Genomic DNA, 25929 nt, shown 5'->3' with positions numbered 1-25929 from the left:
GATCATCCTGAGTTTTAATCTGACTGGCTATTTGATCTACCAGTTTTTCGTTGATTTCAACGCTCATTGTTATTCTCCATTTTGGAGTATTAACGACAAGCGTTTACACAATTTAAATTACATTCCCTCAAGAAAAACTAACTCCTGATATGTTTGATGTTGATCACTTCCCGAAGCCATTTTTTCAAATATCCTCATTTTACGGTGGTCACCCAAACCTATTGACCACCGGTTATAAAAGAGTACTTAGCACAGTTTCTGATAGTGAGCCTGCCATAGCTCTCGTATGGCACGTTGTGAGCCGACACGCGCTTCCTCAACAGTCAACCTCTAGACGATTTTATGATATACCTAAAAACATACTGGTTATCGATATCGCCTACAGTGATGGTTTTTACGATTGCGAGATGAACAGGGTTGCTAAGAGTACTTTTCTGGATGCTATTAAGAAATTTGCGAATACCGGACTTGTAAAGGAAGTCGATAAGTAGTTCATATTCAACCTGACAACTTTACTGATTTCCTAATAACAGTTGCAGTCATGAGTTATTTAATAAATCGAGAAGCCTGATTAAGTAATCTGGCTTCTTAGGACTCCAGCGACCTTCTGTGTATCTACTCTCAATTAACGAAATATCGTTTCAGATAGCATCATCCACTGATCAGCCCAGTTCTCAATTGGCTTGCGCTTAAACTCACTACGAACATACTGGGCGATCCGACCTTCAGCAGAAGCCAGCATAAGATTTGCTGTTACGCTGACGGTCATTCGGGTTCTCACGCCCTCCTTGATTTCTGCTTCACGCAATGTCTGCTTGAGTTGTGTCTCAAGACGATCAAACAGCTGAGTAACACGCTGGCGCAGGCGCTCAGTCTCTCCGGCCAGCGCATCTCCGGTCAGGATACGAGTTAAACCCGGGTTTTTTTCACAGAAGCCAATCAGCAACAGCAGGATTTTTTCACATCGTGCAGCCACATGGGGCTCTTCTGAGAGAATCAGTGAGATCCGTGTAAACAGAGTCTCCTCAATGAACTCGATCAGCCCTTCAAACATTTTAGCCTTGCTTGGGAAGTGACGGTACAGGGCCGCTTCTGAGACACCCACAGCTTTGGCCAGGGCCGATGTGGTAATCCGGGTACCCGGAGCCGTCTCCAGCATATGAGCCAGGGCTTCCAGAATCTGCTGCTTGCGAGAAATTTTCTGAGACATATCCATTATGAGTACTAAACACTATCTCCGGTTATCAGGGTGCCCACTCCCCGGTCAGTCAACAGTTCAAGCAGAACGGCATGTGGCACCCGGCCGTCAATGATGTGCGCTGTTTTTACACCGCACTTCACGGCATTAAGCGCGCATTGTATCTTGGGAAGCATACCGCCATAAATAGTTCCATCAGCAATTAATGCTTCAACCTGCTCTGAATTCAGCCCGGTTAACAGGTTTCCATCCTTATCCAACAGGCCTGCAGTATTGGTTAGCAACAGGAGTTTTTCCGCCACCAGCTCCTCAGCCAGTCGTCCTGCGACAAGATCTGCGTTGATATTGTAGGAGGCACCTGCATCATCCACCCCAATAGGGGCAACGACCGGAATAAAGTCGGAGTTCTGCAGCATGGTGATAATGTCAGTATCGATGGATTCCACTTCACCCACCTGACCAATATCAATAATCTCCCTCGCTGTCATTTCCGGCGTCATCTCTGTCACCATCAACCGTTTGGCACGAATAAACCGACCATCCTTACCGGTAACACCAATAGCCCGCCCACCATTATTATTGATGAGTGTCACTATCTCCTTATTCACCAGTCCACCCAGTACCATCTGTACGACATCCATCGTATTGGAATCGGTAACCCTCATTCCCTGTACAAACCGGCTTTCGATATTCAGGCGTTTCAGCATGTCACCAATTTGTGGACCTCCACCATGGACAACCACAGGATTAATCCCAACGGCCTTCAGCAAGACTACACCTTGAGCAAAGCTGTTTTTCAATTCATCGTTTTCCATGGCATTGCCACCATATTTAACGACGACGGTTTTACCAGCATAACGTTGCAAATAGGGCAGGGCCTCGGTCAGAACCGTTGCAATTTCCTGAGAGGATAAAGCAGGCTTATCCATTACTCCTCCTGCAGTGCTCTTACTGACTGAGCATGATGTTAGTTATTTTTTATTGGTGCAGGCACGACCTATGTAGCCATGCCTTTCGTACAAAAAAGAAGTCAGTGGGTTCCAGAGTGTCCAAAACCTCCAGCACCACGATCACTTTCTTCAAAACTTTCCACAATTTCCAGTCGAGCCTGAACCACAGGAACCAGAATTAACTGGGCAATCCGCTCACCTGGCTGAACAGTAAATGTCGTATTTCCACGGTTCCAGCAGGAAACCATCAGCTGCCCCTGGTAGTCAGAGTCGATCAGTCCAACAAGGTTGCCCAGAACAATGCCATGCTTATGACCCAGACCAGAGCGAGGAAGAATCATAGCCGCCAGGGACGGATCTTCAATATGTATTGCCATTCCGGTAGGCAGTAGCTGGGTTTGACCCGGATCCAGCATCACCGGTTCATCCAGGCAGGCCCGGAGATCAATACCCGCAGAGCCTTCAGTTGCATATTCTGGCAGTGGAAACTCTGTGCCCAGCCGTGGATCCAGAATACGAGTCTTCAGTGTTTTCATGTGGCTTAATTCCCTGTTCATTCATTAGCGTCAGTAGTGGACTGGAGGCTTTTCCATTTTCTGAAACGGCGGGCAACAATTTGCAGCAGCTTGCGCGACACCACTTTTTTTGATGCTCTTGGTAATGGCTCTTCCAGCTCTTCGCCGATGACAGTCACTTCATTGCTGTCACTGCTGAACCCAATATCCCGGTCACCCACATCATTGGCCACCACCAGATTCATCTTCTTCCGTCGCATCTTGTCTGCGGCGTACCCCAGCACATTGTGAGTTTCTGCGGCAAAACCAACCACAAAGGGAGGTGTATCCAGACCGGTGACCGACGCAATAATATCGGGGTTGCGTACCAGTTTAATCTCAAGGGTTTCACTGCCATTGTCAGGGTCTTTTTTGATTTTTTCTTTCGCTACCTCTGATGGGCGGTAGTCGCTGACAGCCGCACAGCCGATAAAGATATCAACCCCTTCTATCTGGTCGTGAACTGCCTGATGCATATCTCTGGCACTGACCACATCCACCCGCTTGACCCGATCCGGTGTGTCCAAGTTCACTGGACCACTGACCAGAGTAACCGTTGCCCCCGATGCAACCGCCGCTTCAGCAATGGCGAAACCCATTTTTCCGGAGCTGTGGTTGGAAATATAACGAACCGGATCAATGTCTTCGCGGGTACCGCCAGCAGTGATCAAGACATTCAACCCAGTAAGAATATCATGGGTAAACAGCTCCGATGTTTTCTCCACAATCAGCTCAGGATCCAGCATTCTGCCCGGCCCGATATCACCGCAGGCCTGACTGCCGTCACTTGGGCCAAACAAGCTGATATTCCGCTCCAGCAACTCTTCGCAGTTCTGCTGGGTCACACTGTCACGCCACATGCCCTGGTTCATGGCAGGCGCCAGGCAAATAGGCGCACTGGTGGCCAGGCACAGAGTGGTTAACAGGTCATCTGCATGCCCACCAGCCAGTCGTGCAATAAAGTCAGCAGTAGCAGGAGCAACCAGAACCACATCCGCCCAGCGTGCCAGTTCAATATGTCCCATGGCCGCTTCAGCCTTGGTATCCAGTAAATCCAGATGAACTGGGTTGTGAGACAGAGCCTGCAACGTTAACGGCGTAATAAACTCACAGGCAGCACTGGTCATAACCACACGGACATCAGCCCCCAGCTTGGTCAGCAGACGAATCAGCTCTGCACTCTTATAGGCGGCAATGCCTCCGGTAACACCAAGAACAATGCGTTTGTTGCTTAGCTGTTGCATAGGTTGCAAATTTCCTCAGGGAATTAAACCAGCAATTCTTTGTCTGAGCAGTCATGAATCGCGCAAAAAACCATGAGCTACTCACCATAAATCTCTTCCATCATATCAGTGAATAGCTGGCGGGATAACTACCATAAGAGCACAAGACTGGAGTCATCATTTGCTTCCTAGAGAAAAGATACTGGCTATGGGCCCTTCAGCACTGACTGAAGCGGAGCTACTGGCACTGCTGCTAAGAACTGGCTGTCAGGGAATGAATGTGATGGCACTGGCCAGTCACCTGCTTGAACAGTTTGGTGGACTTGAAAAACTGCTGACAACCCGCCAACAGCAACTGATGTCTATTAAAGGCCTTGGCCCTGCTAAAGCCACTCAGCTCAGTGCCACTTTGGAGCTTTGTCGAAGAGTACTTCGCGAAAAAGTAGCGAACTCAGACATTATCTCCAGCCCGGAATCAACCCGGGAATATCTGCAGCTTCACTTTCAGGGTCTTCAGCGGGAGCAATTTGCCTGCCTTTTTCTGGATACCCGGCATCGGGTGATTGCACTTGAAACGCTCTTTCAGGGCACCCTGAACGCAGCCACAGTTCATCCCAGGGAAGTTGTGAAGCAGGCTCTGGCTCTGAATGCGGCTTCACTGATTCTCTGTCACAACCACCCGTCAGGGGATCCTGAGCCCAGTCAAGCTGACATTCGTATTACTCAACGCTTAAAAGAAGCGCTGCAACTCGTGGACATTCAAGTGCTGGATCATATGATTGTGGGACAGGGAGAGATACTATCCATGGCTGAACATGGGCTGGTTTAGCGTCAGATAAATTTTCCATTTTTTCTCCTTTAAACTATCTGCCGTAACCACATCGATTTCCTCTGAAGCAGTGGCAATTGGTTAATACCATAGAGCCACTCTGGTTGGTGAATTGTCGTATGAAAGCACCATTTATGTACCATGGGCAGGATCACAACTGGGTTATCCCTTCTACAACTACACTCACGGTTTACCTGGCTGTCGAGTCCGGTTTCCTGACTGAAGCGTTGTATGTCCGCTGCGAACCAGACAATGAGGAACGTCTCATTCCAATGGAGCGATCTCAAGACGCTGGCCGCCTAACAACCTGGAAAGCCACCATTCCAATGAACCGGGATAAAGCAACAACGGTCTATTGCTTTAAAGCTATAACCACAGAGCATCAGTGGTGGCTCCACGGAGCAGGTATATCTAAACGTATGCCTGGTCAGGAAAAGCTGTTCCGATACAACTCGGAATATCAGCCACCCGAGTGGGTAAAACACCAGGTTTTCTATCAGATTTTTCCCGACCGTTTTGCTAACGCCAACCCGGCAATCAGTGTCACCTCCAATGAATACTGTCTGCTGGGTGAGGAAAAGCCAACGGTAGCCAAACCATGGGGAACGTCTGTCTCAGAGCATGGAAAAGATGGCGCCAGTGAGTTCTTTGGTGGCGATCTCAAAGGTATCCGTGACAAGCTCGACTACCTCCAGTCTCTGGGTGTCACAACGCTCTATCTGAACCCAATCTTTGCAGCCCCCAGTAATCACAAGTACGACACCACAGACTACCTCAATATTGACCCACACCTTGGCACCAATGAGGAATTTGCTGAGTTGGTGAACGATCTGCATCAGCGAGGTATGAAGATTGTGCTGGATGCAGTTTTCAATCACACCTCTCTTGACCATCCATGGTTTGATCGTTTTCATCAGCAGGGTGATGGTCAGGGTGCCTGGCAAAATCCCAAATCTCCCTTTCGGGACTATTACCAGTTTGATGGTGACTCCGAAAACTACATTGGCTGGAATGGTATCCACACCCTGCCAAAACTGAATTTTCTGAACCCTGAAGTCCGTGATTACTTTTACGCTGGTGACGACTCGGTTATTCGGCACTGGCTGAAACAACCATATTGTATCGATGGCTGGCGCTTCGATGTTATCCATATGCTGGGAGAAGGTGAGGGCGCGACCAACAATGCTCATTACGTCAGGGCATTTCGGGCATCAGCAAAAGCCGAGAATCCACGGTGCTATGTGCTGGGTGAGCACTTTTTCGAAGCGACTCCATGGCTGCAAGGTGATCAGGAAGACGGGGCAATGAATTATTACGGTTTTGCCCACCCCGTTCGGGCTTTCTTTGCCGGCTTGGATATTGCCTTCGATCCCTGTCGTATTGAGGCAGATGAATTTGCCCAATGGCTGATGGATGCGGCGGCAAAGATTCCCTGGCGTAATCAGCTGAGTCAACTTAACCAGCTGGATAGCCACGACACTATGCGTTTTCTGACCATGGTTAACGGTGATGAGGCCACTTTACGCTGTGCTTTGATATTTCTGTTCTGCTGGGCCGGTGTGCCCTGCATCTATTATGGCACCGAAGTCGCTCTGGAAGGGGGGCATGACCCGGATAATCGCCGCTGTTTCCCATGGGAGCGCCTGGATTCCCGGCAGGACATGGTGGACTTTATTAAGCAGCTGACCTCCCTGCGTAACCAGTCTTCAGCTTTGCAGTCAGGCCGTATTCAGTGGCTTTATGCAGAAGAGGATGTTATCGCCTTTGCCCGCAGCCTTGATAATGAGCGGGTAATCTGTGCAATAAACCGTGGATTAACGCCTGCAGCGCTCTCTATACCCATTTGGCAGATGGGGCTCGAGCAAGGGTGTTTTTCATTACTGATAAAAAAAGGAGAGGGCATTGATGCTTCAGATGGCATCCTTAATCTGACCATACTGGCCAAATCGGGAGAGATTTTGGTTCAGGCTTGATCCTGATGAATGAGGTGTCCTCCACAATACGGAGGACAGTCTTCCATGCTCAGCAGTAAAACTTAATCATCAGACTCAATGTAGTCATCTTCCTGATCGTCATAAATATCATCAGGCTCAGGAGCAAGGAACCACTCATCCAGTTTCATAGAGAGCTGATCAACACCGCTTTTCTTAAGCGAAGAGAATAACTGAACGCTCACCTGCGGGAATCGGGACAAATCCTTTCTAAGCGCATTCAACACCTGCTTGGCAGCTCCCTGTTTCAGCTTATCAGCCTTGGTGAGCAGGATATGCAAAGGTAAGTTAGCGCTCACACTCCAATTAAGCATCATCTGATCAAACTCTTTCATCGGATGACGAATGTCCATCAACAACACCAGACCAACTAACGCCTCACGGCGCTCCAGGTAATCGGTCATGTGATGCTGCCACTCTTTCTTCATGGCTTCAGGCACTTTGGCATAACCATAGCCTGGAAGATCGACCAGAAAGACCCCTTCCTGCACCTCAAAGAAGTTGATGAGCTGGGTTCTGCCTGGTGTCTTACTGGTTCGAGCCAGCTTGTTGGAACCGGTCAGCGCATTCAATGCACTGGACTTTCCTGCATTAGAGCGACCTGCAAAGGCCACTTCACGACCTTCATTCTCCGGACACTGGCTCAGCTTGGCCGCACTCTTGTAAAAAGAGGCCTTGCGGTAATTTAATGAAGATCTGGTATCACTCATGGGATTTCATCTATTCCAGTAAGCTTTGCTGATTTCCAGTGAGCCTTGAATTAATAAGCACCGGGCTTAATAAATCACGTAAAAGAAATCAGATAAAGGACGCTAGGTTATCGCTTCCAGCTGATCGATATAGCTCTGCCTGTACCGGTTGCCGGTTGAGTAGTTTATACTATCGTCGTTCAAGGCACATGCCGTCATGTCACCTGATGCTGAAGCAGCCAGAAAGCAGACGCGAATCTCTGCATGGAGCTGTTTCGCTAAGAGGCTGTCTAAGAATAACGCCCGTAGCGAGGATGGCAGAAAATTGAGGATAGAAATTCTGTTTTGTGAGGTGAATAGTGGTTCTATTTGCCGAACAAAACGGAGTTTTTAGACCAATTTGCTGCTACCGCAGTAGGGCAGTCTACTCTCGGACAGCCTCTAAATAATAAAAGCTGTCAGGTCTGATGAATAATAACAGCCATTTGAGGCAAACGCCGTAACTGGGTCAGGTAATGAAAAAAGTCATTCTCACTCTGGTAATTTCTTTGGGGGTAACGGGCGTAGCCTTTGCCAAAGGGGATGCAGCTGCAGGCAAGAGCAAAGCGACTACCTGCGCTGCCTGTCATGGCGCAACAGGGGTCAGCCCTGCTCCAAACTGGCCGAATCTCGCTGGTCAGGGGGAGCGTTACCTGATTAAGCAGATCACTGAAATCAAAGACGGTGAGCGCTCTGTTCCAGAGATGATGCCCTTTGTCAGCGCTCTAACCAAGCAGGATATTGCTGATCTTGCCGCTTTCTACGCCAGCCAGCCTGCTCCACAGGGAGCAACAGACGCAAAGTATGTCTCAGTGGGTGAAGCTCTCTATCGCGGTGGAGATGCCAAGAAAGGCATTCCTGCCTGCTCCAGCTGTCATTCTCCAACCGGTAAGGGTAACTTCCTTGCGGGATTCCCCTCACTGGCGGGCCAGAAAGCAGATTACACTGCTAAGCAGCTTCGGGATCTTCGTGAAGGTGATCGAACCAATGACGGCGACACCAAAATCATGAGAACGATTGCTGAGAAGATGAGCAATAAAGAAATCGAAGCCGTTTCCCACTACATCAGCGGTCTTCGTTAACCGTTTCTCCTTCCTGATAATCTACAGAAGCCTGTTTCAGACAGGCTTCTGTGATACTCCCCTTGTAAAAACATCCTGACCAGCCGACCTGATCAGACTTCCTTTTCGTCAGATGCTGACGTAATGTGTCTCCAATAAAACGCCATATCCTTAAGTAGCTGACCAGATGGAATCGCATATTTCAGGCTACTTGGGCAGAGACTATGCAAGGCACAATGGAGGGAGCATAGCCTTAGCTACGTGACCGGAGTTGTAACGCGACAGAGTGCCTGAACAAGGAGTCAGAAATGTATGATTCCATATGGTTAGTTACTTAATAACAATGAAAAACAGAGGGTTCCCCAATGACAAAAAAAACGAAGGGTATACTAGGTATTGCTGTATTCCTGGGAATTGCCCTGGTCGCAGCTGGATATCTGTTCAATGTTGCTCAAAACAGTAAGGAAGCGACTGTTGCTCAAAATACACCTGTAGCGCAAACCAGCACGACCAAGCGCTCAGCAAACAGTGATAACTCATCAACGTCACCTCAAGTCATCACTCAGTCCAGCTCACCCCAACTGTTTCAGCCAGGCCAGCACTATCGAGTGTTACCCAATCCGGTAAAAACGGATGCCAAACCGGAGAAGGTCGAGGTTGTTTCCATTTTCTGGTACGGGTGCCCCCACTGTTATGCACTTGAGCCAAAGATTGAACAGTGGCAAGAAACCTTGCCTGCAGATGTTGAGTTCACTCGAACGCCTGGTTTCTTCGGCCCTAACCTTTGGCAGACCCACGCCCGGCTTTACTATACTGTCCGAAATATGGGGCTGGAAGAGAAGGTTCATGCTGGTATCTTCAGTGAAATACAGAACCGCCGAAACCAGCTCAAGGACAGTGAGCAGATGGCCGAGTTTCTAAATCGGGAGTTTGGTGTTGAGCCCGGTGCCTTTAATAAAGAGTTCAAGGGTTTCGGGGTGAACAATCAGCTTCAGAAAGCCTTCTCTAAACTTAAAGGCTATGAGCTGTCTGGTGTACCCGCCATCGTTATCGATGGTCGATATGTGGTTGAGCCCGGACTGGCGGGATCACTGGGTAATATGCCGGTTATTGCTGACTACCTGATTCGGAAAGTCAAACAGGATAGAAAAGGTTAGTGCCGACCACAAGCCACCAGAAGCCTGTCGGACTTAACACTGACCTACTGCGAAAAAGCCGGATTTGGCCATTTTTTATGCTGCTCTTCGTTGAATAGAACCACTATTCGCCTCAAATCAGCATAAAAATGGGCTCAAACCGGACTTTTTCTCGCTACGATCGATTAAGTCCGAAAGGCTCCTGGCAGAAGAGGTTAAAGGTCAAATGTTTGGATTTTTAACCGCTTTATTTTGTAAATAATTGATAATTCTTTGAAGGAAGTTGAATAAAAGGCCTGTAATATCTGTCCATCGGTTCCCGTACTCACTTTTGCGGTAGGTCACAATGCCCATTCGAACTCTTACAGGTGCCATTCGTCGACGCTTACACCGGCAGCGTTGTCAGTACCGTTCCGGGCATATCCACCAGTCGACACAGGGAGAAACACCCTGTCAGCTAAACAAAAGTACTCTCAACCTGCTCAGCTTTAATATTCAGGTAGGCATTAATACTCAGCAATACCGGCATTATCTGACCCGCAGCTGGCAGCATATTCTTCCTCACGCTAATCGCCTGACTACCCTTGACCGGATTGCCAGTGTTCTTCCTGACTTTGATCTGGTTGCCCTGCAGGAAGCTGACGGAGGAAGTATTCGAAGTAGCTTTATCAACCAGACAGAATACCTGGCTCTGAAAGGGCACTTCCCCTACTGGTATCACCAGATCAACAGAAACCTTGGCAAGCTGGCACAACACAGTAATGGCTTGCTCAGCCGGTTTGAACCCGTATCGCTGGAAGACCACAAACTGCCCGGACTGATTCCCGGGCGAGGTGCAATTGTCGCCCGCTTTGGCAACCCTGAGGAGCCTCTTACCGTGGTGATGATGCATCTGGCGCTGAGCAAAAGGGCCAGGGATATCCAGCTCTCCTATATCCGGGATGTTGTGCAACACAATCAGCATGTAGTGCTGATGGGTGATATGAATACCCATGCAGATCAGTTACTCAATGACTCACCTCTGAAAGATACATCCCTTCATGCAGCACACTGGGGACAAAATACCTTTCCCAGCTGGCAGCCAAAGCGCTCTCTGGATCATATCCTGATCAGCCCTTCCCTGATTGTTAATCGATTCGGCGTTATGAACATTCCCATCACGGACCATCTGCCGGTGTCAGTTGAGATTCAAATTCCTGATCCAGTTATTAACTATCGCAAATAGATGGCCATACCAAAATCAAAAACAGATTTCCTCAAGCATAAACTTCCGGGTTAAGAGGTCTGGTAACTTCTCTGTTCATTTCAATTTGCTCCTGACTCCTCTCTGGCATGTTATTGCTGGAGCAAAAATTACGAATCGGAGATGTGCATCTCTGCCAAATACTTCTGGTTACATCAACTACATGTCCTGGTAGTTCTGAACACGATTTTTGATGAATTAGTCCATGAACAGCACACCCTGAGATATATGCTAATCCTATAGCACCAACTCCTCCCAAGGTATATGCCACAACCTGATAGATACCAAAAGATCCTACGGTCGGAGCAGTAGTGGCAGCAGCCGTAGTAGTGGCAGCAGCCGTAGTAGTGGCAGCAGCCGTAGTAGTGGCAGCAGCCGTAGTAGTGGCAGCAGCCGTAGTAGTGGCAGCAGCCGTAGTAGTGGCAGCAGCCGTAGTAGTGGCAGCAGCCGTAGTAGTGGCAGCAGCCGTAGTAGTGGCAGCAGCCGTAGTAGTGGCAGCAGCCGTAGTAGTGGCAGCAGCCGTTGTAATACAATCCGCCCCCCCTGACTCACGAAATGTGCAGTACATACTACCCAGCTCATCACATATAGGAAATGGGCCTTCACAGGAATATCCGATACCACTATTAGCACCGTCTTCCTCACATACAAGTGTACAATCACAATTGTCAGGAAAAGGAGGTGGGTTAAGATAAAGGGGTAGGTTTTTCGGCAAACAATTCATTCACATCACCTGAATACAGTAATTAAAAAAATTACTATAGCTGATGATTTTACAAATATCTCACAAATCATGACCTGCCAGTTTTTATGCGATAAATGATGGCAGTGGTTATAAAATCTCATTAAGAAAAAAGGCCCGATATCAAGGGGGAAGTAAGGAGGGAGATATCGGGCCTCGAAAAAAAGCCATCACTGTTTCAGTGACAGGGAGTCATTCCAGACGGAGCATATTACCTGACACAAATTATTTGCCTATCAGTAAAAAAACCTCGCCTCATACGTAGTGCATCCTTACCAGCTTCGGAATAAACCAACCTTTTAGTCACCCTCGGCAGACCTTATAAAATCGATATAATGAGGCAATCTTTTGTTGGTGTGGCTGGCTTTATTTTCGCTAACAACAGACCATTACATCCGGAGAAAATCAGATATGGAGACTGAATGATGAGCCACATGAAGCTGGGAGTTTTCGGCTCAGCATTTGACCCCCCGACACTTGGACATTTAGATGTTTTACGGCAGGCTGCTATCTGCCATGATCACATCCTGCTTGTCCCCAGTGCGTTTCATGCTTTCGACAAGAAGCCCCTGCCATTCAGCCTTCGTCTGCAAATGCTGCAATGCTTTATTGATGAAGCAGATGCTGGTTGCTCTTTAGAGGTTTGTAACCTGGAGGCAGAACTGCTGGAACAGAACCCTGGCAAGCCGGTATACACATATGACCTTATGGAAGCCTTAACCAGTAAATACAAAGGCAAAGCTGATGTTTCTTTCATCAGGGGGCCGGATAATGCAAGGCCTGAAACCTGGAGTCGATTTTATAAATCGAAGGAAATTGAGGAAAAGTGGCCTATCTTTACCGCCATTGAACGGGTTGCCATCCGAAGCAGTGATGTCCGCAAAATTCTTGAATCCTCAAAAGTAGCCGATGATCTTCAGCAGGGGTTGAATATGCTGCTACCTTCTGTTCAGGCTTTTATTATGAATAACAATTTATACCAGACAGGGAACCTATGAAGCTTTCAGGTCTTGATGCCAAAGATGTACAGGTTCAGGAAGAGGCAAACGTTTATTCAGGCTTTCTGAAGCTCTTTAAATACACGATTACTCATGGACTCTTTAAAGGGGGAGTCAGTCGCCCCCTGATCCGTGAAGCTACCGTAAGGCCTCCCTCTGTCGGCGTCATTTTATTTGACCCGGCTCATGACCAGGTGGTTCTGGTCGAGCAATTCCGCATGGGGCCTTTTTTGAGCAACGATGATCCCTGGTTGCTGGAAGTGGTTGCCGGCATCAGCGAGCCTGGAGAAACGCTGGAAGAAGTTGCCCTTCGTGAAGTAGAGGAAGAAACCGGTTATAAGATTACCTCATTAATGCCGGTATCTGATTTCTATGTCAGTCCCGGTGCAAGTAACGAAAAACTAAGGCTTTTCTGTGGCTTGGTGGATGCCACGGATGCTGGCGGTATTTTTGGCGTTACCGATGAAGGTGAGGATATCAGAGTTCATGTTCTTCCCTTCCCGGAAGCTTATGATATGGTGGAAGATGGAAGGATTGCCAACGCTCCAGCGGTCATTGCGCTGCAATGGCTCAAGCTGCATCATCATGAGTTACGCCAACATGAAAAATAAAATCTTCCCAAGCTGGCTCCAACGACGGTTTGCCTTAATCTTTCTCCTGAGTCTGCTTTCAGCGACTCTGACGGGATGCCAGATTTTTGCCAGCAAAGTATCCAGAGAGTATCACGATGGAATCCCCAGCAATGCTCATCTGGCAATGCTGCCATTCATAAACCATACCGAGGTTCCTGATGAAGAAGCCGTTCAGCTCAGACGTATTCTGCAAGTTCAGCTGGCTTCGGTGGGAGTAACCAACACTACCGTGTATAAAAGGCCGGAAACAATAACCACTCCCAGCTATATCTCCGATATTTACGAGCTGGAGCAGGCTCAACTCTGGGCCAAGAGTAAAAAAATTACCCTTTCGATACTGGGAGAGGTTCTTGAGTGGCAATATGATGAACAAAACCGTTTTTCAACCGCATTGCAGCTGAAAATCATCCACATTGCCTCTGGTGAGGTAATCTGGAGCATCAATGGTTTTAGTGAAGGGCGCCCAGGTGAAGCCGCTTATGACGTCAGCCGAAAGCTCATTACTGACCTTGTTGCAGCGATGCCAGTTCAAACGCCAAAATAATATCAGACGGATGTAATGATTCATTAGACTCGAGAGAAAGGATATGCTCTACGTACTCAGGGATGACAACAATCAGGTATGTGCCGTTTCAAATAACCCACTTTCAAATGAGTGGGAACAGGCTGAGATGGATGACGAAAGCCTGAAGCTCTTTCTGCAAAATAATCCGGAAATCAGCACAGATATTATGGAGTCTTCCGATGCTGACTTCATTCGTGTTCTTGAAGACGTGATTGATCTGTTAATTGATAAGCAGATCATTCAGTTCACCGAGTTTCCTGATGTCGTTCAGGCAAAGCTTCTCTCTCGCCGCAGGTATCGTGAAAGCCTTAGAAGTAAGGCTGATACTACACGGCTACTCGAAGACGGTGATAACACCATCTTTTAATTGAATACCTGTAGCATTGTGTTCCACGTGTATTCTTAACCCCAGGCCTGAACAGGTTGGAAGCTCTACCCATGGTCATCATGGCTATCTTTCCGCCGAAATCGTTCCCGGTAGTGTCATTCGAGCATTTTTTGTTGGCCAGTTCTCAGGCCAGCAGCTCTGTGTCTCCATTGATACATTAGGAACCATTAGCTTGGTTTCATCAATTCTTTCTGGAAATAAGACCCCATCCAGATGATCAATTTCATGTAGCATCACCCTGGCTGCAAACCCATCCAGAGTTGCCTCAATGATGTTTCCTTGATCATCAAAGCCTCTTACCTTCAAGTTTGCCGGCCTGTTCACCCATCCTCTGATACCTGGAACTGACAAACACCCCTCCCATGTCCAGCAGGTTTCATTACTGACTTCTATAATCTGAGGATTGATCCAGAATGAAAATGGAATATCTGGCACGCTGGGATAACGTGATTTAGTCTCTTCCGATATTCCTATGCACAACACCCTTACACCCCAGCCAATCTGAGGAGCCGCAATACCAATACCATTTGCCTCGATTTGCTTTTTACGGAGAGTACTAAGGTTGTACTGAAAGTCTTCAGTGAGGATGTCATCAACATTTACTTGTTGATGTTGCTGAAAAAGCAGGGAATCACCCATGATGACCAGATCCGGGCTATCAGACAAACGCATCATTAAAAGGACCACTCCACATCTATTTATGATCAATCAGTGTAACTTAATGACCTCAGAAACCTGTGAAAATTCAACCTGAGCACTGATCAGCATTAAGCAAAATATGATTTCATAGCGCCAAATACTTATAATTGACCATTAATTTACGTTTTTTAAGCATCATGACCAGAACTTATCGTTTACTTGTATCCTGCCCGGACTCTACTGGCATCGTAGCCACCGTCAGCGACTTTATCGCCAAACACGGTGGCTGGATTGTTGAAGCCAATCATCACTCCGACCCTGTGACCGGACGCTTTTACATGCGCAATGAGATCAAAGCAGAAAGCCTGCCTTTCTCTGTGGGCGAATTTAAAGAGTATTTCACGCCCATTGCTGAAAAGCTCAGCCTAGATTGGCGCATCAACGACTCAGGTATTCCTCCGCGTGTTGCCCTTCTGGCCAGTAAAGAGGCCCACTGCCTGTCTGACCTGCTTTATCGTTGGCGCAGTGGCGACCTGAAAATGGAAATCCCCTGTGTTATCTCCAATCATGAAGATTTAAGAAGCTATGTAGAATGGCATGGTATTCCCTATCATCATGTACCTGTGGATAAAGATGATAAGGCACCTGCCTTTGAAAAAATGACATCACTTCTTGAAGAATACAGTGTTGATACGGTAGTACTTGCACGTTACATGCAAATTTTGCCTCCGCAACTGTGTGAACTGTATTCAGGTCGCGTCATTAATATACATCACAGCTTTTTACCTTCCTTTGTGGGCGCCAAACCCTATCATCAAGCCTATGAGCGCGGGGTTAAGCTGGTAGGTGCCACCTGCCACTACGTCACAGAAATACTCGATGCGGGTCCTATTATCGAACAGGATGTCATCAGGGTAGGGCATCACCACCTTCCAGAAGATATGGTTCGGTTAGGTAAGGATGTTGAGAAAAGTGTACTGGCGCGTGGATTAAGGTATCACATCGAAGACAGGGTTATTATTGATGGTAGCAAGACCATTATTCTAGGATAGTTCTTACAGGAAAGAGTAAGCGACTGCAGCCATTCTGTGGATAAGCTATTAAAGTCTGTGAATAAGCTATGAATACACAGGGTATAACCCATCCATGATATAAATATCGCTCAGGGAAGAGCCATGAAATTACAATCCTGCCCCTGTTGCCGGGGCAAAGCCATATTTGCAGATCTCATCATTGGCAAAGGCAGTCGAAGAGTTAAAATGTGGCAGGTCAGCTGCAGTGGTTGTGGTTTATCCACAGAGATGGATGAAGATAAAAGATATACAGCAACACGCTGGAATCGTCGTCAGGAATACGCAAACCTGAAAATGTGGGTAACATTGCTGGCAGCACTGCTGCCAGTGTCAATTATCATCAGTCTGCTGCTTGGGAATCTGATGGGTATCAGTCTAATCAGCTGAGTTTATCATTTTTCTTCACCGTACCCTGAATGCAACTGGTTATGTTATCCACAAGCTGGTTGATAAACCTAGCATAACTTCCAGGCCCGGACTTAATATTTTCTGCTAATGGATCGAGCACGCCAACTCTTACCGAAAGCCCCTCAGTCAGTCGTTCTATATAAGCTGGTTGAAACTGTGGTTCCCTGAAAATACAGGTTGCACCAGCCTTATCAAGCTGTCCTTTTAAACTTACCAGATGACGGGCACCAGGCTGCAGCTCTGGATTCTTCGTAAAATAGCCAGCAACCTCCAAACCATACTGCTCCTGAAGGTATCCATAAGCATTATGAAATACAAAAAACGGCGTCTTACCTGACTGCTCAATTTTTTCACAGTTCCGCGCATCCGTTTGATCCATACTCATCAAAAACTGCTCAAGATTATTTTGATAAAGTGTTTGGTTTTCCTTATCCACAGAAATCAGCACACGAGCCATCTCTCTGGCAATCACTCTTGCATTATCTGTACTCAACCAGATATGAGGGTCATAGTCACCATGATCATGGTGCTCTCCGTGCTCATGGATATGATGCTCATCCTCTTCACTGCTGCGCAGTCGAATCCCTTGAATATCCATCATGGATACTGCTTTTGCCCCCTTTGTAGAGGTCAACATTTTGGGAAGAAAAGACTCCATTGCCGGGCCTACCCAAAAAATGACATCAGCACTTCTCAACTTACGGGCATCAGAAGGCTTAAGGCTATGACTATGAGGAGAGCTTCCTGGAGGCAGCAAAACATCGGTATCAGTCACCCCCTCTGTGACCGCCTGGGCAATCAGCTGCAAGGGCTTGATACTGGCCAGAACCTTTGGTGGCTCAGCACTTGCGAAGAAGCTGACAGCCATTAGCAATACTGCTATCAGCAACTGTTTAACAGGGACAAACTGCATACAAAACCCGCTCTTTTTTGAAGTGTTATAATATAACACTTTAATCTAAAAAAGGATCCCCCACATTCATAGTTCAGAACCAAGATCTCAGTCAGTTTTTTTCTGAACCATAGTAATACTTATAAATAAATTAGAGAGAAGAGTCGGGAATAGTGATTGATCGTGAAAGGCTGAAAATCAGATAAAAAAAATGCAGTTGCTAAAACTCATTCAGTAAATGGTGGGATGGAATGGAGTATTTTGATACGAACCCTCACCGAGGAGTAAGCAAAGGCTCGTATACATTTGAAGTGATTAGATGCCTCCCCAGTAGTCATCGCCAAAAATGGCACTGAGTCGCTTGTCTTCTTCTCTGTCCTCAAGTGCTCTTCGGATTTGCAGGGAACGCTTGGAACCTTTCTGCTCAAGTTCAGGACGGATCAGGTGCTCATCCAAAATGAACTCTTTTTCGGCTTTCTTACCTTTTCCCATAACAGCATCCTCTTCTTGTATTTGTTATTAAATGATGCCTGATTACGGTTACCAAAATATTAAATTACTGGTCATACGACAACCACTCATGTCGTATAAAAATGTAAGATAAATCTTACAAATCCTTAACTCTAAGAGACCTCAACCCTTTTTTTATACTTTTCAACTGTGATTCAAGTTCTGGTTCTTTCTGCATAGCGACCCCTGCAGCGAGCACGTCAATCACAACCAGATGAACAATTCTGGACGTCAATGGTGTAAACAGATCCGTATTTTCTTCAGCGGCTATCGCAAGCGGGAAATCGCAGAGCTCTGCTAACGGTGTACTATTTGGACAGATGCCTATAATCGTTGCTCCGTGCTCTCTGGCAAGCTTTACACTGTGGATCAAGTCCTTTGAACGTCCAGTTTGAGAAATCGCAACAACGACATCGTCACGGGTCATGGTTGAAGCAGAGATCAGCTGGATATGCGGATCCGCACAGGCAACCGCTGTCGCTTTCAAACGTATGAATTTATGTCGGGCATCACGCGCTACCGCTGCAGAAGCACCAAACCCGAAAAACTCTATTCGTCGAGCACCAACCAATACCTCAATTGCTGATTGCAGACAGGCTATATCCATTCGGTCCCTGACCTGCATCAACTCCTGAATTGTCGAATCAAAGACCTTGTTCTTTAATGATTCAGTATTATCATCCCGATCCAGCTTCATACTGGTAAAGCGGGGAGCAGAAGCTGTACCCAGAGTCTGGGCAAGTTTTAATTTGAAATCCTGAAACCCTTTACAACCAATTGCCTTGCAAAAGCGCATGACAGTAGGCTCGCTGACACCAACCTGTTTAGCCACCTGTCCAATATTTAAGCTGATACAACTTGATGGTTCATTGAGTACCCAGTCAGCTACTTTTTTCTCTGAACGTCTCAGACTGTCATACTGCCTGCCCACTTCGATAATCGGGTCATTGCTTAACATAAACTGCTCAACATCATTGATTCGTTCATTGTTGTTCTCATGGATAAACAGACAAAGTGCTAATGAATAGAAATAAGAGCACTTATTACTAGCATCTATGCCTACATGAACCATAACACAGGCAAGACCTCATGACGCAGTTTCGTTAAACTCTCACTATTCCGGTAATTACTCTCCCCCTCAAAAGGGGCATCGAATTCTGACTGAAAGACTCTTAAGTAGCTGGCCATATGAAATCGAATATTTCTGGCTACTTGGGCAGGTGCTATGCAAGGCACAACGGAGAGAGCATAGCCTTAGCTATGTGACCGCAGTTGTAACGAGGCAGATCACCTGAACAAGGAGTCAGAAATATATGACTTCATATGGTTAGCTACTTATGGACGTAACCTCAATACTTGATTCACTGAACGATGCACAGCGCAGTGCCGTTGCTGCTCCCGTTAGCTCTATGCTGGTGCTGGCAGGTGCTGGCAGCGGTAAAACCCGCGTTCTGGTTCATCGCATCGCCTGGCTGGTTCAGGCTGAAGCCATGTCACCCTATTCAGTGATGGCTGTAACCTTCACCAACAAGGCGGCAGCAGAGATGCGCTCACGTATTGAGGAGCTGCTGGGCATCGCCCCCAGAGGGATGTGGGTGGGGACTTTCCACGGCCTTTCCCATCGTCTTCTCAGGGCGCACTGGAAAGAAACTGGACTTCCTGAGAACTTTCAGATTCTGGACAGTGATGACCAGCTGCGCGTACTCAAACGAATCATGAAAGCCATGCAGCTGGATGAACAGAAATGGCCTCCACGTCAGGCCCAGTGGTTTATCAATAGCAAAAAAGATGAAGGGCTTCGTCCTGATTACATCGATCCCGGTTACGACCCATTTGAGCGAACCATGGTTGATGTTTATCGACGCTACCATGAGTACTGCGAGCAAGCCGGCGTGGTTGACTTCGGGGAGCTGTTACTGCGTGCGCATGAGCTGCTGCTGAAGCGAGCTGATATTCTCCAGCATTACCGCGAGCGCTTCCGCTATATCCTTGTGGATGAGTTTCAGGATACCAACGCCGTGCAATATGCCTGGCTACGGCTGCTGGCTGGAGACCAGGACAAACTGATGGTCGTTGGTGATGATGATCAGTCCATATATGGTTGGCGAGGCGCCAGAATTGAAAACATACGTCAGTTCACACATGACTTCCCGAATGCCCAGACCATCAAACTGGAACAGAACTATCGCTCTACCGGTAATATTCTTCAGGCCGCCAATGCCGTTATTGCCAATAACCCGGACCGTTTAGGAAAAGAGCTGCGCACCGATGGCGATAAAGGCGAGCCAGTACATCTGTACGCTGGCTTTAACGAAATGGACGAAGCTCGATTTATTACAGATCGGATTAAAGATGCGGTCACCAAAGGCATGGTCCGCAGCGATATTGCCGTCCTTTATCGGTCCAATGCGCAGTCCCGTATACTTGAAGAAGCGATGCTCAGGGCTGCAATCCCCTATCGAATTTACGGTGGACAGCGCTTCTTTGAACGGGCAGAAATCAAAAACGCCCTGGCCTATCTCCGCCTTGTCAGCTCTCCCAACGACGATACTTCTCTGGAGCGGGTTATCAATATTCCGACCAGGGGTATTGGAGAGAAAACGGTAGAAAAGCTCAGAGAGGCGGCCCGAAGTCAGGGGATTTCACTCTGGCAGTCTCTGAAAAACCTGGTGGCATCATCCGTAGTCGGCGGTAAGGCCGGTAAATCCATGGCAGCATTTGTGGAATTGATCGAGTCCATGAGTCATGCGGGTGAAACACTGGATCTTGGTGAACTGTCTGATCATGTGGTCACCATGAGTGGGCTGATTGATCACCACAGTAAAGAAAAAGGTGAAAAAGGTCAGGCTCGGGTGGAAAACCTTGAGGAACTGGTTAATGCCTGTCGTCAGTTTGATATGGACGAGCTCGACCTGGATGAAGAAACCGAAGCCATGACGCCTCTGGATGCCTTTCTGGCCCATGCAGCACTGGAAGCGGGCACCAATCAGGCAGATCAGTTCCAGGACAGCGTGCAGATGATGACACTTCACTCTGCAAAAGGCCTGGAGTTTCCTCTGGTCTTTCTGGCCGGCATGGAAGAGGGGTTATTCCCCCATAAAATGTCCCTGGATGAAGGCAACCTCGAAGAAGAGCGCCGGCTTTGTTATGTGGGCATAACCCGCGCCATGGAAACCTTATATCTGACGTACGCTGAAAGTCGCCGACTGTATGGTAGTGAAACCATGAATCGCCCTTCCCGATTTATCAGGGAGATTCCTGGTGAGCTGCTTCAGGAGGTTCGCCTTGGTGGTACCATAACCCGACCTGTAGTCACCCGCATGGCGCCGGCATCACCCGATCATGGTCTTTCACTCGGCCAGCGCGTCCATCACAACGTGTTTGGTGAGGGTGTTGTGATTAATTACGAAGGTGATGGCAACCAGGCCCGGGTTCAGGTCAATTTTGATTCTGAAGGCGCTAAATGGTTGATGATGGCCTACGCCAACCTTTCTCCAATCTAGGAGCCTGTCAGACTTAAGGCTCCAGACCCAAAGCCTCCATATCAATGGAGGCTTGTATGCTTCCCCCTATCCACTTACCATGCTTCTGTCGTGTTCCGCATAAATAATACCAATCAAATTTTCTAAACCCGTTATGAGCATGGCTGACTGAAGTGTAAGACAAGGCAAAGTGACGAGTCATAGCCTTAGCTATGGTGAGGAGCTTTAACGCAGTATTACGCTTGAGGCTGTCAACGAAATAGGGATTTAGAGAATCCGATTGGTAAAAGATTAAAAACAAGAGAACAGGGTCCTTGCATGAAACGTCGTAATTTATTGACCTCTTTGGGGATCGCTGCCGCAACTGCAGCACTGGTGGGTTGTGGGCAGGGTGAACAGCCGCAGCAAACCTCCAGTACTGAGTCAGCAGCGCCGGAAGTTCAAAAACCCATCGAATGGAAACTGGTTACATCCTGGCCAAAAAATTTCCCGGGGCTGGGTACCGCCCCTGAGCGCTTTGCCGAGTCCGTTAATAAAATGAGTAATGGTCGCCTGACCATCAAAGTGTATGGCGGCGGTGAACTGGTTCCACCACTGGAAGTATTTGATGCGGTATCCAGTGGCACAGCTGATATGGGTCACAGTGGTGCTTATTACTGGAAGGGTAAGGATCCGGCTACCCAGTTCTTTACTGCCGTTCCATTTGGTCTGAATGCCCAGGAAATCAGCAGCTGGATTCACTACGGTGGTGGCCAGGCTCTCTGGGATGAAGTGTACAAGCCGTTCAATGTAAAACCGATGGCTGGTGGCAACAGTGGCGTCCAGATGGCTGGCTGGTTCAACAAAGAGATCAACAGTCTGGATGACCTGAAAGGTCTGAAAATGCGCATCCCGGGTATGGGTGGTGAAGTGCTGAAGAGTCTGGGCGGTGTGCCTGTGAATATACCCGGTGGCGAGCTGTTTACTGCACTTCAGACCGGAGCTATTGATGCCACTGAGTGGGTCGGCCCATACAATGACTTGGCTTTTGGTTTCTATAAAGCTGCATCTTACTACTACTATCCAGGCTGGCATGAGCCAGGCAGCATGATGGAATTCACCATCAACCTGGATGCGTGGAATAAACTGCCAGAAGACCTGCAGGCCATTGTAAAAACGGCAGCCCGTGCAGCAAACCAGGACATGATTGATGAATACACCGCGAGGAATAATGCGGCGCTTCAACAGCTGGTGAATGAACATGGAGTTAAAGTAAAACGCCTGCCAGATGATGTGCTTGCTGAACTGAAAAAAGTGGCTGATGAGATCACTCTGGAAGTGGCAGCCACCAGCGATGTTGCTGGACGGGTTTATGAGTCGTTCAGTGAATTCCGTGAGCAGTCCAAGGCTTACCACAGCATTTCAGAAGTCGCTTTTTACGAAGCGCGCTCTCTTGAGTAATTGTTAGTCATGTCGCTACACTCACCCTGTGAGGGTGGCGACATCGTGTTTGACCCAATCCGCAAATGTCTCACTCCAACAAACCCCATATTTTCCAAAGCTGGAATCAGGGCACTGACCTGCTCATCCTGCCCAGTGTGCATAAAGATATCGTTTGACACTGAATCAGCATCAAAACCGGTTGATTCCAATAGGCTCGCTACCCTGCGGGCAATAGCAGAGCCTGAGTCGATCCAATGAATGTCTGAAGAGATCTGTTGTAAAGCGCCCCGTAGCAGAGGGAAATGTGTACAGCCAAGCACTACCGCATCTGGCACCTGTTCTCCCTCAAGAAAAGGAGCAAGAATCCTGCGCAGTTCTTTCTCTGAAACCGGATCACCCCGAAGGTACTGTTCAGCCATCTGCACCAGTTCGCTGGAACCGACTCGGATCACATGACAGTCACCGGCAAAGTCATCGATCAGCTGATCCGTATAACTGCGGGCAATGGTACCAGGTGTCGCCAGAAGGCCAATGCACCGTTTTTCAGAGTATTCACTGGCCGTCTTGATGGCCGGAACCACACCAACAACAGGAAAATTCAATTCTTCACGTACCCTGGGCAGTGAGATCGTACTGGCCGTATTACAGGCAATGACAGCAAGAGAGGGGTCAAACTGTTCCGCCAGAGCATTAAGGCAAAGGCTGGTTCGCTCAATCACTTCCTCCTCAGGCTTGGGTCCATAAGGAAAGCCATGGATATCAGAACAGTAAACCACCGGAGCGAAAGGTAAAACCTGCTTTATTTCCTCATAAATACTGAGCCCGCCAACACCGGAATCAAAAATAACGATTGGTTTTACCCTTTTATTCACGGCTGTTTTCACAAGAAGCTTCCACAAAAACGGTTTACTCAGTTTTTGACAATCAATAGGGAGATGAAGTTTTTCCAACCACCATTCAAGACGCAATAAGCATTACTCCCCACTAATGAAGATACAGTAAGTCTTTGAGACGACAACCTAAAGATTAAGCATTATCTTTGGTCACATGCCACTCTGCAAGCGAATCAACCAACACTAGGACAGCTCTGCGGGAGGAGTATGGGAGCGAAAGGTAACTCCTCCCTGGAAGAAGGATTAGGCCATTATATGTATAACTAACATCTGTTATTCAGCCAGGGACTTTAATAGTTCAAGGTCCTCATTAACTTGTATTGCCAATGCTCCGAGTGTTGTGAGTTCCAGTCTATCTTTGCTGTAGACCGTTTTAGGGTCTTGGATAGCATTGTCTATTTGTGCCTCTTCCTGCTTGCCCTCCATACGTTTTATAACCTCTTCCTTACCCTTCAATTGTTGTTTAAGCTCTCCCTTTCGGGCCGAAAGGGCTTGGCTTAATTGATCTCTGGCATCCTGGGGTATCTTTCTGAGGACATCTTCACAACCAATGAGCGTAGCTCCATGTTTCAAAAAGGATTCTGCTGCTTCATAGTTACCAGAGCTTAATGCATAATGAACAGGAGTACCTGAATAACACCACCAACCTGCCTTATTTAACTCGCCCTTGTGGAGACTGTCAGTGATATAGTTTCCCATGTCGTCATCCTGAAACACTGGGAGTGTATAGAAGCTTCTGGGAGCGATTTTATCGGCTGTGCACAGTGCTGTAATCATTTCAGGACTACCGGATTCAGCTAGGGCAAAAAGCAGGGGCTTATTGTTGACCGAAAGTTTCTGTACAGGTTCCTGCCAGGACTTTAGCCCTGACGCCTGATTTTTATTCAAACATCTTTCATTATGCACTTTTATTTCATCCCTCATCTCATCAAGGTGACTGGTAAAAGCTTGGACATCATTTTCCTTCAATGCCTTGGAGATATATGCGGCTCTGGCGAACTGACCACTCATTCTGTTATTGATACTGCTGGCTAGCCCTGAGAGAGCCTTGGTAATTTTCCAGCAGCTTTTATCACTTTGAACCAGCCCCCTGACCCTCGGAATGTGCTGCTGACTGGGGCTCTCATTTATTATCACCCCATTCCAACTCCCCCCTTTGCCAATATTGAGGGATTGTCCTGGAAATTCGCCTTCCGACTCAGGGGTTTGTGTTGGACCATTTCCAGGAATATGTACAATCGGTCTGTTAGAGTCGGGTTTCATTATCAAATCCTTTTTTAGTCAGTCCTCAATTAACCATAGCTACATTACGATTCCGCTTCTTTTACTGGTAAGTCAACTGTCAAACCTATATCCCTCCTAGCCCTATACGTACTGACTCTCAGTCATTCGTCAATAACCTTACGAAAGCCATATTTGCCTTCCGTAAGGTTATCCTTAGCTGCTGAGAACCCCAGTCAACAAGCTGGAATAACTTATTTCCTCAATTGAAAAAAGAGCAATGGAAATTACCCCATTTCCATAGTACATAAACAGCATTGAATCCTGTTACCGGAGTAACGCTATGAATCACAGGGCTTTTCAGGATCAGCTGGCTCAGTTCCCAGTTAATACTGCTGATATCCTGCAACAATTGATTCACCAGCAAGGCCGCCTTGAGCCAGAACAAGTGAATGAGCTTAAAGGGTTGATGGCGCTGTCATCAGAGAATCTTCTGAAAGCACTGCTTCCTCTCGCAGCATCCATGAGCACCTGCCCAATTTCACATTTTTCCGTGGGTGCGATTGTTGAAGGCTTTCGCTCAGAAGGGCAAGGACCTATCTATCTTGGTGCAAACCTTGAGATGGCTGGGCAGCCACTGAAAATGGCGATTCACGCTGAGCAGGCTGCTATCAGTAACGCATGGCACCAGGGAGAAACCCGACTGCGCCGCCTGATGGTCAATGAAGCGCCCTGTGGCCACTGCCGCCAGTTCATGAACGAACTCAATGAGATCGACCAGATGGATATTCTGGTCAGCCAGCTCGACAGTGATCAACAGCGCCAATACAGCATCTCAAGCCTCCTTCCAGATGCTTTTGGTCCTGGAGACCTGAAGCAAAGCACTCGACTGATGAGTCCATCACTGCTCTCACTCGAAAGCCCGGTTCCTGCAGATGAACTGGTCAATGCAGCAACAGAAGCAGCCCAGAGGAGCTATGCGCCTTATACCAATCGCATTTTCTAAATCCTTAAGCTGCCGCCCACTATGCTTAGGCATCATTACCATGCATTATCTAGAACAGATGTCTCGTCGACCACAGCTACCCGAAGGTTTTAATGATGTTGATTTTCAGCATGCTGCCCGTCATGCAGATGATAATCGTGAATGT

At 47.6% G+C, this 25929-nt stretch carries 26 protein-coding genes; 14 read left to right on the top strand and 12 right to left on the bottom strand.

The window, feature by feature from the left end:
* Positions 1 to 625 precede the first annotated feature (625 nt).
* From slmA to coaBC, 4 genes are all read right to left on the bottom strand, one after another.
* On the bottom strand, positions 626 to 1216 hold the full coding sequence (gene slmA / locus AK963_RS12380; RefSeq protein WP_066015765.1) for a nucleoid occlusion factor SlmA: 591 nt from the start codon (positions 1214 to 1216) through the stop codon (positions 626 to 628).
* Positions 1217 to 1224: 8 nt separating this feature from the next.
* A complete protein-coding gene (gene argB, locus AK963_RS12375; protein WP_066015764.1) occupies positions 1225 to 2127 on the bottom strand; it encodes an acetylglutamate kinase in 903 nt (300 codons plus the stop codon).
* Between the two features lie 101 nt (positions 2128 to 2228).
* Complete coding sequence (dut, locus tag AK963_RS12370; RefSeq protein ID WP_066015763.1) at positions 2229 to 2684, bottom strand: dUTP diphosphatase; 456 nt, start codon at positions 2682 to 2684, stop codon at positions 2229 to 2231.
* Positions 2685 to 2701: 17 nt separating this feature from the next.
* Positions 2702 to 3946, bottom strand: a complete 1245-nt coding sequence (gene coaBC, locus AK963_RS12365) for a bifunctional phosphopantothenoylcysteine decarboxylase/phosphopantothenate--cysteine ligase CoaBC (protein WP_066015762.1) — start codon at positions 3944 to 3946, stop codon at positions 2702 to 2704.
* A gap of 133 nt (positions 3947 to 4079) precedes the next feature.
* Here coaBC and radC point away from each other — a divergent pair, with 133 nt between their 5' ends.
* Both radC and malZ read left to right on the top strand, forming a co-directional pair.
* Entirely contained in the window at positions 4080 to 4754 is a 675-nt protein-coding gene (gene radC, locus AK963_RS12360; RefSeq protein ID WP_083232610.1) for a RadC family protein, read from the top strand.
* A gap of 119 nt (positions 4755 to 4873) precedes the next feature.
* A complete protein-coding gene (gene malZ, locus AK963_RS12355; RefSeq protein ID WP_066015760.1) occupies positions 4874 to 6727 on the top strand; it encodes a maltodextrin glucosidase in 1854 nt (617 codons plus the stop codon).
* Between the two features lie 62 nt (positions 6728 to 6789).
* Here malZ and yihA read toward each other — a convergent pair whose 3' ends face one another.
* Positions 6790 to 7455 carry a ribosome biogenesis GTP-binding protein YihA/YsxC gene (gene yihA / locus AK963_RS12350; protein ID WP_066015759.1) on the bottom strand — a complete coding sequence of 222 codons (666 nt, stop codon included), beginning with the start codon at positions 7453 to 7455 and terminating at the stop codon, positions 6790 to 6792.
* 494 nt (positions 7456 to 7949) lie between these two features.
* On the opposite strand from yihA, the gene AK963_RS12345 reads away from it, so the two are divergent.
* From AK963_RS12345 to AK963_RS12330, 3 genes are all read left to right on the top strand, one after another.
* Positions 7950 to 8555: a c-type cytochrome gene (locus AK963_RS12345; RefSeq protein ID WP_066015758.1), complete on the top strand. Its 606-nt coding sequence runs from the start codon at positions 7950 to 7952 to the stop codon at positions 8553 to 8555.
* 344 nt (positions 8556 to 8899) lie between these two features.
* Positions 8900 to 9691: a thiol:disulfide interchange protein DsbA/DsbL gene (locus tag AK963_RS12335; protein WP_083232609.1), complete on the top strand. Its 792-nt coding sequence runs from the start codon at positions 8900 to 8902 to the stop codon at positions 9689 to 9691.
* Positions 9692 to 10016: 325 nt separating this feature from the next.
* Positions 10017 to 10895 (top strand): endonuclease/exonuclease/phosphatase family protein, encoded by an 879-nt coding sequence (locus tag AK963_RS12330; RefSeq protein WP_083232608.1) that lies wholly within the window; start codon positions 10017 to 10019, stop codon positions 10893 to 10895.
* Between the two features lie 31 nt (positions 10896 to 10926).
* Here AK963_RS12330 and AK963_RS33240 read toward each other — a convergent pair whose 3' ends face one another.
* Positions 10927 to 11481, bottom strand: a complete 555-nt coding sequence (locus tag AK963_RS33240; RefSeq protein WP_175404506.1) for a hypothetical protein — start codon at positions 11479 to 11481, stop codon at positions 10927 to 10929.
* A gap of 596 nt (positions 11482 to 12077) precedes the next feature.
* Between AK963_RS33240 and AK963_RS12320 the strand changes: the two genes are divergently transcribed.
* Genes AK963_RS12320 through AK963_RS12305 form a run of 4 tightly spaced genes read left to right on the top strand, consistent with a single transcriptional unit; the run spans position 12078 to position 14217 of the window.
* Positions 12078 to 12653, top strand: coding sequence for an adenylyltransferase/cytidyltransferase family protein (locus AK963_RS12320; protein ID WP_066015755.1), 576 nt, complete (start codon positions 12078 to 12080; stop codon positions 12651 to 12653).
* Entirely contained in the window at positions 12650 to 13264 is a 615-nt protein-coding gene (locus AK963_RS12315; protein WP_066015754.1) for an NUDIX domain-containing protein, read from the top strand. Before AK963_RS12320 ends, AK963_RS12315 begins: the two co-directional genes overlap by 4 nt.
* On the top strand, positions 13254 to 13829 hold the full coding sequence (locus AK963_RS12310; RefSeq protein ID WP_066015753.1) for a hypothetical protein: 576 nt from the start codon (positions 13254 to 13256) through the stop codon (positions 13827 to 13829). Before AK963_RS12315 ends, AK963_RS12310 begins: the two co-directional genes overlap by 11 nt.
* Before the next feature lie 43 nt (positions 13830 to 13872).
* The gene (locus tag AK963_RS12305) at positions 13873 to 14217 is read left to right on the top strand and encodes a hypothetical protein (RefSeq protein WP_066015752.1); all 345 of its coding nucleotides are present in this window, start codon (positions 13873 to 13875) and stop codon (positions 14215 to 14217) included.
* Positions 14218 to 14301: 84 nt separating this feature from the next.
* Here AK963_RS12305 and def read toward each other — a convergent pair whose 3' ends face one another.
* Entirely contained in the window at positions 14302 to 14913 is a 612-nt protein-coding gene (gene def / locus AK963_RS12300; protein ID WP_066015751.1) for a peptide deformylase, read from the bottom strand.
* Positions 14914 to 15074: 161 nt separating this feature from the next.
* On the opposite strand from def, the gene purU reads away from it, so the two are divergent.
* Both purU and AK963_RS12290 read left to right on the top strand, forming a co-directional pair.
* Positions 15075 to 15929, top strand: a complete 855-nt coding sequence (purU, locus tag AK963_RS12295) for a formyltetrahydrofolate deformylase (RefSeq protein ID WP_066015750.1) — start codon at positions 15075 to 15077, stop codon at positions 15927 to 15929.
* 123 nt (positions 15930 to 16052) lie between these two features.
* A complete protein-coding gene (locus AK963_RS12290) occupies positions 16053 to 16337 on the top strand; it encodes a Lar family restriction alleviation protein (protein ID WP_066015749.1) in 285 nt (94 codons plus the stop codon).
* Here the strand turns inward: AK963_RS12290 and znuA are convergent.
* The 3 genes from znuA to AK963_RS12280 all read right to left on the bottom strand — a co-directional run bounded on the left by znuA (position 16330) and on the right by AK963_RS12280 (position 18718).
* Positions 16330 to 17271 carry a zinc ABC transporter substrate-binding protein ZnuA gene (gene znuA / locus AK963_RS12285; RefSeq protein WP_066015748.1) on the bottom strand — a complete coding sequence of 314 codons (942 nt, stop codon included), beginning with the start codon at positions 17269 to 17271 and terminating at the stop codon, positions 16330 to 16332. The genes AK963_RS12290 and znuA overlap by 8 nt on opposite strands.
* Positions 17272 to 17565: 294 nt before the next feature.
* Positions 17566 to 17742: a PA3496 family putative envelope integrity protein gene (locus tag AK963_RS33235; RefSeq protein ID WP_175404505.1), complete on the bottom strand. Its 177-nt coding sequence runs from the start codon at positions 17740 to 17742 to the stop codon at positions 17566 to 17568.
* Positions 17743 to 17857: 115 nt separating this feature from the next.
* Complete coding sequence (locus AK963_RS12280) at positions 17858 to 18718, bottom strand: MurR/RpiR family transcriptional regulator (RefSeq protein WP_066015767.1); 861 nt, start codon at positions 18716 to 18718, stop codon at positions 17858 to 17860.
* A 379-nt stretch (positions 18719 to 19097) separates the two neighbouring features.
* Between AK963_RS12280 and uvrD the strand changes: the two genes are divergently transcribed.
* The gene (gene uvrD, locus AK963_RS12275) at positions 19098 to 21263 is read left to right on the top strand and encodes a DNA helicase II (protein ID WP_066015747.1); all 2166 of its coding nucleotides are present in this window, start codon (positions 19098 to 19100) and stop codon (positions 21261 to 21263) included.
* 297 nt (positions 21264 to 21560) lie between these two features.
* Positions 21561 to 22682 (top strand): TRAP transporter substrate-binding protein, encoded by a 1122-nt coding sequence (locus AK963_RS12270; protein WP_066015746.1) that lies wholly within the window; start codon positions 21561 to 21563, stop codon positions 22680 to 22682.
* Here the strand turns inward: AK963_RS12270 and murI are convergent.
* Positions 22658 to 23548, bottom strand: a complete 891-nt coding sequence (murI, locus tag AK963_RS12265) for a glutamate racemase (RefSeq protein ID WP_238593712.1) — start codon at positions 23546 to 23548, stop codon at positions 22658 to 22660. The genes AK963_RS12270 and murI overlap by 25 nt on opposite strands.
* A 282-nt stretch (positions 23549 to 23830) precedes the next feature.
* Positions 23831 to 24820: a hypothetical protein gene (locus tag AK963_RS12260; protein WP_066015745.1), complete on the bottom strand. Its 990-nt coding sequence runs from the start codon at positions 24818 to 24820 to the stop codon at positions 23831 to 23833.
* A 301-nt stretch (positions 24821 to 25121) separates the two neighbouring features.
* Here AK963_RS12260 and cdd point away from each other — a divergent pair, with 301 nt between their 5' ends.
* Positions 25122 to 25784, top strand: a complete 663-nt coding sequence (cdd, locus tag AK963_RS12255) for a cytidine deaminase (RefSeq protein ID WP_066015744.1) — start codon at positions 25122 to 25124, stop codon at positions 25782 to 25784.
* Positions 25785 to 25929 lie beyond the last annotated feature (145 nt).

Source organism: Endozoicomonas atrinae, assembly GCF_001647025.1.
Classification (GTDB): domain Bacteria; phylum Pseudomonadota; class Gammaproteobacteria; order Pseudomonadales; family Endozoicomonadaceae; genus Endozoicomonas; species Endozoicomonas atrinae.
This window is presented reverse-complemented; position numbering and strand designations above follow the sequence as displayed.

Coding starts and splice junctions, on each gene's coding strand:
- coaBC (WP_066015762.1), bottom strand. CDS start 3,946: ATGCAACAGCTAAGCAACAAACGCATTGTTCTTGGTGTTACCGGAGGC.
- dut (WP_066015763.1), bottom strand. CDS start 2,684: ATGAAAACACTGAAGACTCGTATTCTGGATCCACGGCTGGGCACAGAG.
- AK963_RS12305 (WP_066015752.1), top strand. CDS start 13,873: ATGCTCTACGTACTCAGGGATGACAACAATCAGGTATGTGCCGTTTCA.
- def (WP_066015751.1), bottom strand. CDS start 14,913: ATGATGCGTTTGTCTGATAGCCCGGATCTGGTCATCATGGGTGATTCC.
- cdd (WP_066015744.1), top strand. CDS start 25,122: ATGAATCACAGGGCTTTTCAGGATCAGCTGGCTCAGTTCCCAGTTAAT.
- AK963_RS12320 (WP_066015755.1), top strand. CDS start 12,078: ATGATGAGCCACATGAAGCTGGGAGTTTTCGGCTCAGCATTTGACCCC.
- AK963_RS12260 (WP_066015745.1), bottom strand. CDS start 24,820: ATGAAACCCGACTCTAACAGACCGATTGTACATATTCCTGGAAATGGT.
- uvrD (WP_066015747.1), top strand. CDS start 19,098: ATGGACGTAACCTCAATACTTGATTCACTGAACGATGCACAGCGCAGT.
- argB (WP_066015764.1), bottom strand. CDS start 2,127: ATGGATAAGCCTGCTTTATCCTCTCAGGAAATTGCAACGGTTCTGACC.
- AK963_RS12310 (WP_066015753.1), top strand. CDS start 13,254: ATGAAAAATAAAATCTTCCCAAGCTGGCTCCAACGACGGTTTGCCTTA.
- AK963_RS12280 (WP_066015767.1), bottom strand. CDS start 18,718: ATGTTAAGCAATGACCCGATTATCGAAGTGGGCAGGCAGTATGACAGT.
- AK963_RS12345 (WP_066015758.1), top strand. CDS start 7,950: ATGAAAAAAGTCATTCTCACTCTGGTAATTTCTTTGGGGGTAACGGGC.
- AK963_RS12315 (WP_066015754.1), top strand. CDS start 12,650: ATGAAGCTTTCAGGTCTTGATGCCAAAGATGTACAGGTTCAGGAAGAG.
- AK963_RS33235 (WP_175404505.1), bottom strand. CDS start 17,742: ATGGGAAAAGGTAAGAAAGCCGAAAAAGAGTTCATTTTGGATGAGCAC.
- znuA (WP_066015748.1), bottom strand. CDS start 17,271: ATGCAGTTTGTCCCTGTTAAACAGTTGCTGATAGCAGTATTGCTAATG.
- AK963_RS12335 (WP_083232609.1), top strand. CDS start 8,900: ATGACAAAAAAAACGAAGGGTATACTAGGTATTGCTGTATTCCTGGGA.
- AK963_RS12270 (WP_066015746.1), top strand. CDS start 21,561: ATGAAACGTCGTAATTTATTGACCTCTTTGGGGATCGCTGCCGCAACT.
- AK963_RS12330 (WP_083232608.1), top strand. CDS start 10,017: ATGCCCATTCGAACTCTTACAGGTGCCATTCGTCGACGCTTACACCGG.
- purU (WP_066015750.1), top strand. CDS start 15,075: ATGACCAGAACTTATCGTTTACTTGTATCCTGCCCGGACTCTACTGGC.
- AK963_RS12290 (WP_066015749.1), top strand. CDS start 16,053: ATGAAATTACAATCCTGCCCCTGTTGCCGGGGCAAAGCCATATTTGCA.
- AK963_RS33240 (WP_175404506.1), bottom strand. CDS start 11,481: ATGTACTGCACATTTCGTGAGTCAGGGGGGGCGGATTGTATTACAACG.
- yihA (WP_066015759.1), bottom strand. CDS start 7,455: ATGAGTGATACCAGATCTTCATTAAATTACCGCAAGGCCTCTTTTTAC.
- slmA (WP_066015765.1), bottom strand. CDS start 1,216: ATGGATATGTCTCAGAAAATTTCTCGCAAGCAGCAGATTCTGGAAGCC.
- malZ (WP_066015760.1), top strand. CDS start 4,874: ATGAAAGCACCATTTATGTACCATGGGCAGGATCACAACTGGGTTATC.